Origin of the sequence: Rhizobium quercicola, assembly GCF_021168455.1 — a bacterium.
Classification (GTDB): Bacteria; Pseudomonadota; Alphaproteobacteria; order Rhizobiales; family Rhizobiaceae; genus Ferranicluibacter; species Ferranicluibacter quercicola.
This window is the reverse complement of sequence record NZ_JAJOZR010000010.1, coordinates 119,223-132,477: the sequence shown is the minus strand read 5'-3', so window position 1 is coordinate 132,477 and position 13,255 is coordinate 119,223. Positions and strand designations below refer to the sequence as shown.

The window sequence follows — 13,255 nt, the reverse complement described above, 5'->3', positions numbered from 1 at the left end:
AGGATACTTTAGAAGACCGGCCGCGGCACCGGCACCGGCACGTTGGCGACATCGCCCTGGGCGTCGCTCGTCTGCCCGTCCGCATCCGCCGCCTTCGCGCCCTGCCCGGGGATCAGCTGTGCCGAGACGAAATTGAGCGGCCGGTTGATCTCGTGGATGAAGGGCGACAGCAGCTTCTGGCGTCCCGCCTCGTCGCGGCCTTCGCTGCGCACCTTAGCGGCCTGCGCCGAGCAGATCTGCTTGGAAATATCGGCGGTCACGTCGCGCGTGTCGCCATAGGCGGCAATCTGGCCCAGGCCGGGCTTGCCGGCGGGATTGGCCGTCAGCGCCATCTGCATCAGCCGCGCGGATTCGTCCGCCCGCCCCCCGAGGCTGTCGGCGCCGAGCACGACGGACACGACGCTGCGGCCGTTGCGGGTGGCCGAGGACACCTGATTGAAGCCCGACGCGCAGATGAAGCCCGTCTTCATGCCGTCGGCGCCGTCGAAGCGGCCGATCAGCATGTTGTAGTTGGGATAGCTCTTCTTGCCCGTCGTGAAGCCCTCATAGGCGAAATAGGCCGAATATTCCGGAAACTCGCGCTTGATGGTGATGGCGAGCACGGCGAGGTCCCGCGCCGTCGTGTACTGCCCGGGCTCGGGAAGGCCGTTGGGGTTGACGAAGTTCGACGACGTCATGCCGATCCGCCGCGCCTCGGCATTCATCATCGCGACGAAGCCGGGCTCCGTGCCGCCGACCGCTTCGCCGATGGCGACCGCGATGTCGTTTGCCGACTTGATCAGCATCATCTTCAGCGCGCTGTCGAGCGTCATCGACGCCCCGGGCTTCAGATACATCTTGCTCGGCTGCTCGGAGGCCGCATGCTTGGACATGACGATCGGCGTTTCCAGCGTCATCCGCCCGGCCTTGAGCGCGCGAAACGTCGTATAGGCCGTCATCAGCTTGGTCAGCGATGCGGGATACCAGCGCTGGAAGATATCCTCCTGCTCGTAGACCTTCAGCGTCGCCACATCCACCACCAGCTTGGGGTTGGCGAGCGCCGGCGCGGCCGCCGTGAACGCCAGGACGCCGGCGATGGCCCCGGCAAACAGCTGGGAGCCGGACATGCGAATCTTCATAGTCACCACAGTTCAACCTCGAAATTTTCGGGCATTGCCTCGTGTCGAGGCGCTATTTAACCTATATGGCAGGGGCAAGGCAAAGACCTTTGCCATGCGATTGCGTGCCGCCACCACGACCGACAGGACAGATCATGCCGATTCTCAACCGTGCAGCCGAACTCCAGGACGAAGTCACCGCGTGGCGCCGCCATATCCACAGCCGGCCCGAACTTCTGTTCGCCGTGGAAAATACGGCATCCTTCGTGGAAAACAAACTCCGCGACTTCGGCGTTGACGAGATCGTGACCGGCATCGGCCGCACCGGTGTCGTGGGCCTCATCCGCGGGCAGCTCGGAGACGGCACCACCATCGGCCTGCGCGCCGACATGGACGCCCTGCCCATGACGGAATCGACCGGCAAGCCCTATGCCTCCACCACCCCCGGCAAGATGCATGCCTGCGGCCATGACGGCCACACGGCCATGCTGCTCGGTGCCGCCAAGTATCTCGCGGAAACCCGCAACTTCAAGGGCGCGGTCGCCGTCATCTTCCAGCCGGCCGAAGAGGGCGGCGGCGGCGGCAACGAGATGGTCAAGGACGGAATGATGGAGCGCTTCGGCATCTCCGAGGTCTACGGCCTGCACAACATGCCCGGCATGCCCATCGGCCACTTCGCCTCCCGTGTCGGCCCCATCATGGCCTCCACGGACGAGTTCTCGATCACCATCGAGGGCCGTGGCGGTCATGCGGCCCAGCCGCACAAGACCATCGACCCGATCGTGCTCGGCGCCCAGATCGTGACGGCATTGCAGACCATCGCCTCGCGCACCGCCGATCCGCTGTCGGCCGTCGTCGTCTCCGTCACCAAGTTCAATGCGGGCTTCGCCCACAACGTCATTCCCGAACAGGCGCTGCTGGCCGGCACCGTGCGCACGCTGATGGCGGAAAACCGCGATATGGCCGAGCGCCGGATCAACGAGATCTGCACGCATCTGGCGGCCGCCTATGGCGCCACCGCCCGCGTCCGCTATGCCCGCAACTATCCTGTCACCGTCAACCACGCGACGGAAACCGGCCATGTGCTGGAGGCGGCGGCCGATGTCGCGGGCGCGTCGAAGGTGGTCGGCAACGTCGATCCGATGATGGGCGGCGAGGACTTCTCCTACATGCTGCTCGCCCGCCCCGGCGCCTTCGTCTTCATGGGCAATGGCGACAGCGCCGGCCTGCACAATCCCGGCTACGACTTCAACGACGAGGCCATTCCCCACGGCATCTCCTACTGGGTGCGCCTTGCGGAAAGCCGCCTGGGCGCCTGATGAGCGGCATCGACAGGATCGACCGCAAGATCCTCAGCATTCTCCAGGCCGACGGGCGGATCACCAATCTGGAACTGTCCGAGCGCGTCGGCCTGTCGCCGACGGCCACCAGCGAGCGCATGCGCCGGCTGTTGAAGGAAGGCTACGTCTCGGGCTTCGGCGCCCGCCTCGATCCCCAGCGCCTCGGTTTCGGCCTGCTCGTCTTTATCGAGGTCATGCTGGACAAGACCACGCCCGAGGTGTTCGACACCTTCGCCGACGCCATCCGCAAGGCCCCGTCCGTGATCGAGTGCCACATGGTGGCCGGCGGCTTCGACTATCTGGTCAAGACCCGCTTCGAGGACATGAGCGCCTACCGCAACTTCCTCGGCCAGTTCCTCTGGACGTTGCAGGGCGTCAAGGAGACCCGAACCTACGCCGTCATGGAAGAAATCAAGAACGACGGCCCCCTGCCGCTGCTGTAGCAGCCTTTGTGCCGCCCCGGCACAGCCGCGCAATACCCGCGCAAGTTTCAGATTCATAAATATCAGGACCGCCTAATAGTGAGGAGCCGCGGTCGGCACCGGGGTGGAGGGTGAGCACGATGATGGAAGCCGAAAGGAGAGGTGCGCAGGAGGTCAGAGCCACGCCGCGCGCCATGCGCGCCGTCACCGAGCGTATCGGCAACGACCTGGAAAGCTTCCGGCGGGAGAACGATGATATCGTCCGGCATATCCGCCTGCTCGGCATCAATGCCAGCATCGAGGCGGCGCGGGCCGGAGACATCGGCAAGGGCTTTGCCGTCGTTGCCAACGAAGTGCAGCGGCTGGCCGGCGCCTCGGCCTCCATCGCCGCCAAATTCCAGCAGGAAGTGCTGGAGCGGGTCAATCTCGGACGGTCGCTGTCGGACGCGCTGGTGCACGAGATGGAAGGCGTGCGCCTCGTCGATCTCGCCCAGACCCTCGTCCAGCTCATCGTGCGAAACCTGTTCGAGCGGACGGCGGATGTGCGCTGGTGGGCGACCGACACGGCATTGTGGGAGGCTCTCGAAAACCCCGATCGCACCCGCCAGGCGTTCGCCGCCACGCGCCTCGGCGTCATCAACCGGTTCTACACGGTCTATCTCGATCTGGTGATGGTGGACACGGCCGGCCGCGCGGTTGCCTCTGCCAATCCGAATTTCCAGAAGACGATCATGGGCCGGGACCTCTCCGGCGAACCCTGGGTCAAGGCCGCCATGAAGACGGGCTCCGGCGACGATTATATCGTCGACGTCGTCAAGCCGAGTCCCCTGCACGGCAATGCCGACGCGCTCGTCTACGCCACCGGCGTCCGCCAGGGCGGCGTCTCCACGGCGCCGCTGGTGGGCGCGCTGGGCGTCTATTTCGACTGGGCGAACCAGGGCCAGTCGATCGTCCACAAGGAAGCCAACATCGCGTCCGCCGACGTGGAGCGCACCACTGTGCTGCTGCTCGACGGACAGGGCATGGTGATCGCCGCCTCGCGCCCGGCGCTCGTCTACACGAGCTTCGCCCTGACGCCGCCCGACGGCATGCGCCGCGGCAGCTACTATATGAGCGACGGAACGCTGGTCGCCTTCGCACCCACGCTCGGCTACGAGGATTACGACGGCCTCGGCTGGTGCGGCGTCGTCATCCAGCGGCCCGAGCGCGAAGCCGACATCCGCCAGCGCCTGTCGCTCTGAAACACTGCCTTCCCTGATGACGAAAGGGGCAGCCGCTGCCGGCCGCCCCTCTTTGATGTGCCTTCAGCGGCCCCGATCAATCAGATCGTTGCGGCATCGATGACGAAGCGGTAGCGCACGTCGCTCTTCAGCACGCGCTCATAGGCTTCGTTGACCTGGTCCATGCGGATCAGCTCGATATCCGAAACGATGTCGTGCTTGCCGCAGAAGTCGAGCATTTCCTGCGTTTCCTTGATCGAGCCGATCATGGAGCCGGCAAGGCTGCGACGGCCGGGAATGAGCGCGAACGCATGCACGGGCACCGGATTTTCCGGAACGCCGAGCAGGACCAGCGCGCCGTCGGCCTTCAGCAGGCCGAGATAGGCATTCCAGTCGATTTCGGCCGAAACCGTGCAGAGGATGAGGTCGAAGCTGCCGGCAAGGCTCGTGAACGTCTCCGCGTCGCTCGTCGCATAATAATGCGTCGCGCCGAGCTTCAGGCCGTCTTCCTTCTTCGACAGCGACTGGCTGAGCACGGTGATTTCCGCACCGAGGGCCGCACCGATCTTCACGCCCATATGGCCGAGACCGCCCATGCCGACGATGGCGACCTTCTTGCCGGGGCCGGCCTTCCAGTGCATCAGCGGCGAATAGAGCGTGATGCCGGCGCAGAGCAGCGGCGCGGTGGCGGCGAAGTCCAGATTGTCGGGAATGGACAGCGCATAGCCTTCCTTGACGACGATGCTGTCGGAATAGCCGCCATAGGTGGGCGTCGTGCCGTCGGCCTCCACATCGTTATAGGTCTGCACGAGACCCGGCATGTAGTGCTCGAGATCGACATCGCGCGTGGCGCAGGTCGTGCAGGAATTGACGAAGCAGCCGACGCCGGCCTTGTCGCCCACCTTGAACTTGGTCACGCCCGAGCCGACGGCGGACACGATGCCGACGATCTCGTGGCCGGGGACCATGGGGTACTTCGCATTGCCCCACTCGTTGCGGACCTGATGGATATCCGAATGGCAGATCCCGGAATATTTGATGTCGATGACGATATCGTCCGCGTTGGGCGCACGACGCTCGAAGGTAAAGGGTTCGAGCGGCTTCGACGCGTCGGTCGCCGCATATCCTCTTGCGAAAGCCATGGGTGGTTCCTTCTGTCTGCAAATCTGAACCGGTCGAAACATCGCCGGCCGAACCATTATGAAAGTTACGGACGACATAAGCATGCGCCATTCCTGCAAATTTCTTGCACGATCCTGCAAATACCCTTTGAAGTCTTGACGACCGTCGCGCATGCGGCTGACCTCGAAACCGTAACCGCGCCACGACGCGCGCGGCAAAATCCGCAAGGCATCCGCACGCCGCCGCACGACGGGTGGATCCGGCATTCGGCCGTTGTCGGTCTGGCGCTTTTCGCGTTAGAACCGTGTCGTCCTGCGCGCCCGTTTTCCGGAAAGTCTTGCCTCATGTTCGATCCCTCCGCCGCCCGCCGTCAGCCCTTCGCAGAGATCATTGCCCGTTTCGCCAGGGAGGATGGCGACCATGCGACGGCGGTGCCGGGCCTCACGGTACATCGGCGTTCCGAGCAGGCCGTCCCCTCCTGCGGCGCCTACCGGCCGAGTTTCGCGCTGATCGCGCAGGGCGCGAAAAAGGTCATGCTCGGCCACGAAACCTATATCTATGGCGGCTCGGACTATCTGCTGACCTCGTTCGACCTGCCGGTGACGAGCCAGATCGTTGAGGCCTCGCCGGAAAGCCCCTATCTCGGCATGGTGTTCGAGATCGACGCCGCCAAGATCCCGCCGCTTCTGGCCCTGCTCGACCGCTCCGCGGCCGAGACGCGGGATGCGGCAGGCGCGGCGTCCGAGGCGTCGCCCCCCGAGCAGCGCGGCATGTCCGTTGCGGCGCTGACACCCGAACTCGAGGACGCGGCGCTGCGTCTCCTGCGCCTTCTCGACCGCCCCGGCGACATTCCCGCCCTGCTGCCGCTGATCGAGCAGGAGCTGATCTTCCGTCTCCTGACGGGCCCGCATGCGGCGCGCCTGCGCCAGCTGAGCATGGCCGAGAGCCAGTCGCACCAGATCGGCCGGGCCTGTGCCTGGCTGAAGGAGCACTATGCCCTGCCGCTGCGGATCGAGGACCTCGCCCGGCGCGTCAGCATGAGCGTGTCGTCGCTGCACCATCACTTCAAGGCCATCACCGCCATGAGCCCCATGCAATACCAGAAGCAGCTTCGCCTGCAGGAGGCCCGCCGGCTGATGGTGGAGGATATGCTGGATGCCGGCAGCGCCGGGCATCAGGTCGGCTATGAGAGCCCCTCGCAGTTCAGCCGCGAATATGCCCGCCAGTTCGGCGCGCCGCCGCTCCGCGATGCCGGCCGCACCCGGCGCTCCCTCCGCGGCCAGCGGACCGGCGCGCCGGAATTGCTCAGCGAAGGCTGAGCCCGCTGTCGATAGCCGGCAAAGTTTCGATCCTTGCATTTGAAAGAACCCGTCCCCCACACATCACCGGGACATGCTTCCCGAACCGGAGTTCCCATGACCGACACCGTCCGACTGCCCCTCGACCAGGCCCGCGCCCTGACCGTAGAAGCCCTCTCCCGTGCCGGCCTCTCGCCCGAGCATTGCGCGGCGCTGGCCGATACGGTCATGGCGGGCCAGATCGACGAGTGCCATTCGCACGGGCTTTACCGCGTACTCGGCTGCGTCCGCTCGATCCGCGAGGGCAAGGTGAACGCGACGGCCGTACCGGAGGTGGTCGATCAGGCACCGGGGATCGTCCGGGTCGATGCCAGGCACGGCTTTTCGCCGCTCGCCTTCCGGCTGGGCCTGCCGCTTCTGCAGGAAAAGGCGCGGACGCAGGGCGTCGCCGCTCTTGCCATCAACAACTGCTTCCACTTCTCCGCCCTCTGGCCCGAGGTGGAGCGCATCGCGGCGGCCGGCCTTGCGGCCCTTGCCATGACGCCGAGCCACAGCTGGGTGGCCCCGGCCGGCGGCACCAAGCCGGTCTTCGGCACCAACCCGATCGCGTTTTCCTGGCCGCGGCCCGGCCCGTTCCCCTTCGTCTTCGACTTCGCGACCAGTGCCGCGGCGCGCGGCGAGATCGAGCTGCACCGCCGTGCCGGAAAGCCTATTCCCGAAGGCTGGGCGATCGACGGCGACGGTGCGCCGACGACCGATGCGCAAGCCGCGATGGCCGGTGCCATGCTGACATTTGGTGGCCACAAGGGCTCGGCCCTTGCCGCCATGGTCGAGCTCATGGCCGGGCCGCTGATCGGCGACCTGACGAGCCGTGAATCCCAGATCTTCGATGCCGGCCTCGGTGCCGCCCCGTGCCATGGCGAACTGCTGCTCGCCTTCGACCCGGACCTTCTCTCCGGCGGACGGGCGGCGGAGAATGCGGAGCGGGCGGAAGCCATGTTCGACGCCATCCTCGGCCAGGGGGCCCGCCTCCCCTCGCAGCGGCGCTACGCCGCCCGTCAGCGCAGCGAGGCCACGGGCAGCGTCGACATTCCGAAGCCCCTGCACGACGACCTTCTGGCGCTGCTGGCCTGAAGCGGAGCCCCGGCGGGCTAGACGGCGATCACGCCTCGGGATCGACCGAGGCGCGCGCCCATTCCCGCCGGCCGATGACCGCGATGGCACCGATCAGCATGAAAGCGAGTGCGAACCAGGTCAGGGCATAGACCAGGTGATTGTTCGGAAAGACGACGCGCGTGAGACCGCCGACCGGCAGGCCACCGGGGTTCGCCGTGTCGTCCGCATCGATGAAAAAGGGAGCCGCCTGCTGCAGGCCACGCGCCGCGGCGATGGCCGCGACATCCCGCGAATACCAGCGATCGCCCGCGGGATCGTTCTCGCGCAGGAAGCCGCCGCCGGGCTCGGAAAGCCGGAGAAGGCCGACGACCCGCGTCGGACCTTCGACATTGCCCGCGCTTCGCGTGGCGGGGTCGCGCCGGTCGGGCGGCACGAAGCCGCGATTGACGAGGACGGTGGTGCCATCGTTGCGCACGAGCGGCGTCACGACCCAGACGCCCGGTCCACGCTCCGTCGTCGCCTGGACCAGCGTTTCCGCATCGTGCCGGAACGTGCCGGTGACGCTGACATGGCGATATTCGTCGTCGGCGCGCGTGATGGAGGACCAGCGGTCGGCGTGGGGCGCCTCGACGGGCGCGGCGTTCGCCCGCGCATCCACGCGCGCGATCAGGTCGAGCTTCCAGAACAGGCGCTGCACCTGCCAGATGCCGAGCGCAAGAAGCACGACCGTCACGAAGGCCGCGATAGCGCCGAGCACCACGAGACCTTTTCGGGACCCGCGCCGTGGCGACGTCCCGTCGTGCGCAGCGGTGCTGCGGCCGGAGTCGGCGGGCGAAGCCTTCGTGGGGGATCCGGCGGCCGTGTCCGGCCGCCGGGGCGTATCAGGGGACATTGCGCATCATGTCCGGCGTCATGGTCATCATATTGGTGTTCAGATGATGCATGACCCAGAGCGAACCCGACAGCGCGATGACGATCAGCACGAGCGTGAAGATCAGCGCCATCATCGTCCAGCCGCCTTCGGACTTGGTGTTCATGTGCAGGAAGTAGATCATGTGCACGACGATCTGCACGACCGCGAACAGCATGACGAGAGCGGCCGTTAAGGCCTTGTTTTCGAAGACCTCGCCCATGACCAGCCAGAACGGGATGGCCGTGAGGATGACCGACAGCACGAAGCCGGTCATGTAGCTCTTGAAGGAACCGTGCGACGCCTCGTGACCATGGCTGTGGCCGTGATGGGCTTCGTGCGCGTCCTCGTGTCCGCCGGTGTTGACAGGGGCGTGGGTGCTCATCCGAGAACTCCGATCAGGTAGACAATCGAGAAAACGCCGATCCAGACGACGTCGAGGAAGTGCCAGAACATCGAAAGACACATCAGGCGGCGGCGGTTTTCGGGGATGAGACCCCTCATCGACACCTGCACCATCAGCGTGATCAGCCAGATGATGCCGAAGGTGACGTGCAGCCCGTGCGTGCCGACCAGCACGAAGAAGGCCGAGAGGAACGCACTGCGACCCGGGCCGGCGCCTTCATGGATGAGGTGCACGAACTCGTAGATTTCGAGCCCGATGAAGATCGCGCCGAAAATGCCGGTTATGCCCAGCCAGAACAGGGTCTCGGTCTTCGCCTTGCGCTCCATCTGCAGCATCGCGAAGCCGTAGGTGATCGACGACAGGAGCAGCATGGAGGTGTTGATCGCCACCAGCGGCAGGTCGAACAGATCGGCCGGCGACGGGCCGGCCGCATAGGAGCGGCCGAGCACGGCATAGGTGGCGAACAGGATCGCGAAGATCAGGCAGTCGCTCATCAGGTACAGCCAGAAGCCGAGGCCCGTGCTGTTTTCCGGATGATGGTCTTCCGTCATGTAGAAGACCGGCTTTTCGCCGTCGGCGAGAGAGGTGTGTGTCGGTGCGCTCATGATCAGGCCTGCCCGGAGAGCCGCCGTGTGCGCTCCCCTTCCGTTGCGACGACGTCATCCGCCGGAATGTAGAAATCGCGGTTGTAGTTGAAGGTATGTCCGATGGAGACCGCGATGATGCCGATGAAGGACACGATGGCGAGCCACCAGATGTACCAGATGACGGCGAAGGCGAAGGCGACGCTCAAGCCGCTGAGGATGACCCCGGTGCCGGTGTTCTTCGGCATGTGGATCGGCCGGAAGCCGCCCAGCGGACGCTCGTAGCCGCGGTTCTTCATGTCGTACCACGAGTCGTGATCGTGGATGACCGGCGTGAAGGCGAAGTTGTAGGCCGGCGGCGGCGACGACGTCGACCATTCCAGCGTCCGCCCGTTCCAGGGATCGCCCGTCACGTCGCGGTTCTGCTCGCGCTGCAGGAAGCTGACGACAAGCTGGATGATGAACGAGGCGATACCGAGCGCGATGAGGAACGCGCCGAAGGCCGCGATGATGAACCAGATCTGCAGCGACGGGTCCTCGAACTGGCTAAGGCGGCGGGTGACGCCCATCAGGCCGAGCACGTAGAGCGGCATGAAGGCGAAGTAGAAGCCGACCAGCCAGAACCAGAAGCTCATCTTGCCCCAGAAATCGTTCAGCCGGTAGCCGAAGGCCTTGGGGAACCAGTAGGTGACGCCGGCCATGACGCCGAAGACCACGCCGCCGATGATGACGTTATGGAAGTGGGCGATGAGGAACAGCGAGTTGTGCAGCACGAAGTCGGCCGGGGGAACGGCGAGCAGAACGCCCGTCATGCCGCCGATGACGAAGGTCACCATGAAGCCGATCGTCCACAGCATCGGAACCTCGAACCGGATGCGGCCTCGATACATCGTGAACAGCCAGTTGAAGATCTTCGCGCCCGTCGGGATCGAGATGATCATCGTGGTGATGCCGAAGAAGGCGTTGACGCTGGCGCCCGACCCCATGGTGAAGAAGTGGTGCAGCCAGACGAGGTAGGACAGGATCGTGATGACGACCGTCGCATAGACCATCGAGGCATAGCCGAACAGGCGCTTGCCGCTGAAGGTGGCGACGATTTCCGAGAAGATGCCGAATGCCGGCAGGATCAGGATGTAGACTTCCGGGTGGCCCCAGATCCAGATGAGGTTCACATACATCATCGGGTTGCCGCCGAGATCGTTCGTGAAGAAGTGCGTGCCGACATAACGATCCAGCGAGAGCAGCGCGAGCGTTGCCGTCAGGATCGGGAAGGAAGCAACGATCAGCACGTTGGTGCAGAGCGAGGTCCAGGTGAAGATCGGCATCTTCATCATGGTCATGCCGGGCGCACGCATCTTCACGATGGTCGCGATCAGGTTGATCCCCGACAGCGTCGTGCCGACACCCGCCACCTGCAGGCCCCAGATGTAATAATCGACCCCCACGCCCGGGCTGTAGTCCGCGCCCGAGAGCGGCGGATAGGCGAGCCAGCCCGTGCGGGCGAATTCGCCGACGAAGAGCGAGATCATGATGATCGCCGCACCGGCCGCCGTCATCCAGAACGAGAAATTGTTCAGGAACGGGAACGACACGTCGCGCGCGCCGATCTGCAGCGGCACGACGAAGTTCATGAGGCCGGTGACGAAGGGCATGGCCATGAAGAAGATCATGATGACGCCATGTGCGGTGAACACCTGGTCGTAATGGTGCGGCGGCAGGAAGCCCTCGTTGCCGTTGAAGGCGATGGCCTGCTGCGTGCGCATCATCAAGGCGTCGGCAAAGCCGCGCAGAAGCATGATCAGCGCGAGGATCACATACATGATCCCGATCTTCTTGTGGTCGACGCTGGTCAGCCACTCGCTCCAGAGATAGCCCCAGAGCTTGAAGTAGGTCAGGGCCGCGACGACGGCGATGCCGCCGAGGACGACGCCGATGAAGGTGAGCACGAGGATCGGCTCGTGGTACGGAAAGGCTTCCAAGGTCAATCGTCCTAAGACGAGGCTGGAAATGTCCTGATTAAACATGGTGACCCCAGTTCTTGCAGTCGCAAGCGGTGCGGAAAAGCGCCGCGATCATTTCGAGTTGTTCAGCTGTTCGGGCGCGATCGAGCCATTGTCAGGCGTCGTCGATCCACTGTCGGGAGACGGGGCGGAAGCCGGGGCCTCCGGGTTCTGGCCACCCATCTGGTGCCCGTTCATGTCGTGCCCGTTCATGTTCTGCATGTCATGCTGCATCGGCTGCGCGCCGTCGGCGGGCTGGCCTTCGGCCGGTGCGGCACCGTGCTGGCCGTGATCGTTGCCGCCCTCGGGCGCACCCTCGGAGCGGGCCGGCTGGCCGCTGGCCGGGAAGGTCGCGGCACTCGTGCCCTCGCCGGTGCCGGCATGGCGGTTGTCGTACTGCAGACGTTCGCGGTTGCCTTCGCTGTTCTCGCCGCCGCCGCCCATCATGTCGACATGCATCATCTCGTTCATGCACATCTTGCCGGGCTGGGCGCACATGTTGAGGACCGCCTCGTAAAGACCGTTCTCGACACCGCCGTAGTAGCGCACGGGCTCCCGCTCGCTCGGCTTTTCGAGCTTGAGATAGGCGTCGCGGTTGAGCATCGTGCCCTGCTGCTTGACCTTGGCGACCCAGCCGTCGAAGCCGGCCTGGTCGAGGCCATGAAACTTGAAGCGCATGTGCGAGAAGCCGGCGCCGCTGTAGTTGGCGGAGAAGCCCTCGAACTCGCCGGGCGCGTTGATGACGGCATGAAGCCGCGTCTGCATGCCCGGCATGGCGTAGATCTGGCCGGCGAGCGCCGGGATGTAGAAAGAGTTCATGACCGAGGAGGCCGTGATCTTGAAGTTGATCGGCACATCGACCGGGGCTGCCAGCTCGTTGACCGTGGCGATACCGTATTCCGGATAGAAGAACAGCCACTTCCAGTCGAGCGCCACGACCTCCACGGTCAGCGGCTTCATCTCGGCAGTCACGGGACGTTCCGCGTCCAGCCGGTCGAGCGGCCGGTACGGGTCCAGCTTGTGGGTGCTGATCCAGGTGACGGCGCCGAGCGCGACAATGATGGCGAGCGGCGCCGACCAGATCACGACTTCCAGGCGCGTCGAATGATGCCATTCGGGATCATAGACGGCATCCGTGTTGGCACGGCGGTAATGCCAGGCGAAATAGAAGGTCAGCGCGATCACCGGAATGATGATCAGGAGCATGAGGAAGGTGGAGACCAGGATAAGGTCGCGCTGCTGCGTTGCGATGTCGCCCGAGGGAGACATCACCACCATGTTGCAGCCGGCAAGCCCCGCCAGGAGCGGCAGCATGAGGATGCGACAAGCGTGTCGATAAAGGTTCGCCATGGTCCAATGCTCTTTTCGTTATCTTTGCCCTGCGAGTAATACCCTGCGACCACGAACGATATGAGGTGTTTGGTCGCACCGCAGCAAAAATGATGCCCTGCGGCAAAAATTCGCTGTCGCGTCGATAGACAGCTCGGGCTCGGTCCACCATCGCAACTGTGCGTCGTCCACAGACTTCCTGTCGTCAGCCCGCTCAGATGCGAAATATAGGTCCGGATGAGAAAGTCGAGCCTTCCCCTTGAAATGAGCGCTTGCGGACACGGGTCATACGGTCGCAGGGTGGAATTTCTCAAACTGCTACTTGATAAAGGGGCCGGTTTGATCAACATCGCTTAAAAGACGGCACGCGTGCAACCGCGCGGCCCTGTGACGGCATGGAGGCATCCCGAT

12 protein-coding genes are annotated in these 13,255 nt (G+C 64.7%); 5 read left to right on the top strand and 7 right to left on the bottom strand.

The genetic code is table 11. The features are described from left to right. Nucleotides 1-8: 8 nt before the first annotated feature. Entirely contained in the window at nucleotides 9-1,091 is a 1,083-nt protein-coding gene (locus LRX75_RS16395) for a D-alanyl-D-alanine carboxypeptidase family protein (RefSeq protein ID WP_113150836.1), read from the bottom strand. Between the two features lie 161 nt (nucleotides 1,092-1,252). Here LRX75_RS16395 and LRX75_RS16390 point away from each other — a divergent pair, with 161 nt between their 5' ends. The 3 genes from LRX75_RS16390 (at nucleotide 1,253) to LRX75_RS16380 (ending at nucleotide 4,100) form a co-directional block, all read left to right on the top strand. Continuing rightward, nucleotides 1,253-2,416: a M20 aminoacylase family protein gene (locus LRX75_RS16390; RefSeq protein WP_231815784.1), complete on the top strand. Its 1,164-nt coding sequence runs from the start codon at nucleotides 1,253-1,255 to the stop codon at nucleotides 2,414-2,416. Then, nucleotides 2,416-2,880: an Lrp/AsnC ligand binding domain-containing protein gene (locus tag LRX75_RS16385; protein ID WP_092935505.1), complete on the top strand. Its 465-nt coding sequence runs from the start codon at nucleotides 2,416-2,418 to the stop codon at nucleotides 2,878-2,880. Before LRX75_RS16390 ends, LRX75_RS16385 begins: the two co-directional genes overlap by 1 nt. Nucleotides 2,881-2,999: 119 nt before the next feature. Beyond that, on the top strand, nucleotides 3,000-4,100 hold the full coding sequence (locus LRX75_RS16380) for a methyl-accepting chemotaxis protein (protein WP_338110331.1): 1,101 nt from the start codon (nucleotides 3,000-3,002) through the stop codon (nucleotides 4,098-4,100). Nucleotides 4,101-4,180: 80 nt separating this feature from the next. Here the strand turns inward: LRX75_RS16380 and LRX75_RS16375 are convergent, their stop codons facing one another. Continuing rightward, on the bottom strand, nucleotides 4,181-5,221 hold the full coding sequence (locus tag LRX75_RS16375) for an NAD(P)-dependent alcohol dehydrogenase (protein ID WP_113150766.1): 1,041 nt from the start codon (nucleotides 5,219-5,221) through the stop codon (nucleotides 4,181-4,183). Between the two features lie 324 nt (nucleotides 5,222-5,545). Here LRX75_RS16375 and LRX75_RS16370 point away from each other — a divergent pair, with 324 nt between their 5' ends. Together LRX75_RS16370 and LRX75_RS16365 are read left to right on the top strand one after the other, a co-directional pair. Next, the gene (locus tag LRX75_RS16370) at nucleotides 5,546-6,520 is read left to right on the top strand and encodes an AraC family transcriptional regulator (RefSeq protein ID WP_231815783.1); all 975 of its coding nucleotides are present in this window, start codon (nucleotides 5,546-5,548) and stop codon (nucleotides 6,518-6,520) included. Nucleotides 6,521-6,616: 96 nt separating this feature from the next. Beyond that, complete coding sequence (locus LRX75_RS16365) at nucleotides 6,617-7,633, top strand: Ldh family oxidoreductase (RefSeq protein ID WP_231815782.1); 1,017 nt, start codon at nucleotides 6,617-6,619, stop codon at nucleotides 7,631-7,633. A gap of 28 nt (nucleotides 7,634-7,661) precedes the next feature. Here LRX75_RS16365 and LRX75_RS16360 read toward each other — a convergent pair whose 3' ends face one another. From LRX75_RS16360 to cyoA, 5 genes are all read right to left on the bottom strand, one after another. Next, nucleotides 7,662-8,375 carry an SURF1 family protein gene (locus LRX75_RS16360; RefSeq protein ID WP_231815781.1) on the bottom strand — a complete coding sequence of 238 codons (714 nt, stop codon included), beginning with the start codon at nucleotides 8,373-8,375 and terminating at the stop codon, nucleotides 7,662-7,664. A gap of 121 nt (nucleotides 8,376-8,496) precedes the next feature. Next, a complete protein-coding gene (gene cyoD, locus LRX75_RS16355) occupies nucleotides 8,497-8,910 on the bottom strand; it encodes a cytochrome o ubiquinol oxidase subunit IV (RefSeq protein ID WP_231815780.1) in 414 nt (137 codons plus the stop codon). Further along, a complete protein-coding gene (cyoC, locus tag LRX75_RS16350) occupies nucleotides 8,907-9,536 on the bottom strand; it encodes a cytochrome o ubiquinol oxidase subunit III (protein ID WP_231815779.1) in 630 nt (209 codons plus the stop codon). The genes cyoD and cyoC overlap by 4 nt, the downstream gene beginning before the upstream one ends. A gap of 2 nt (nucleotides 9,537-9,538) precedes the next feature. Then, entirely contained in the window at nucleotides 9,539-11,539 is a 2,001-nt protein-coding gene (gene cyoB, locus LRX75_RS16345) for a cytochrome o ubiquinol oxidase subunit I (RefSeq protein ID WP_231815778.1), read from the bottom strand. 48 nt (nucleotides 11,540-11,587) lie between these two features. Then, nucleotides 11,588-12,865, bottom strand: a complete 1,278-nt coding sequence (cyoA, locus tag LRX75_RS16340; protein ID WP_231815777.1) for a ubiquinol oxidase subunit II — start codon at nucleotides 12,863-12,865, stop codon at nucleotides 11,588-11,590. Nucleotides 12,866-13,255: the final 390 nt, after the last annotated feature.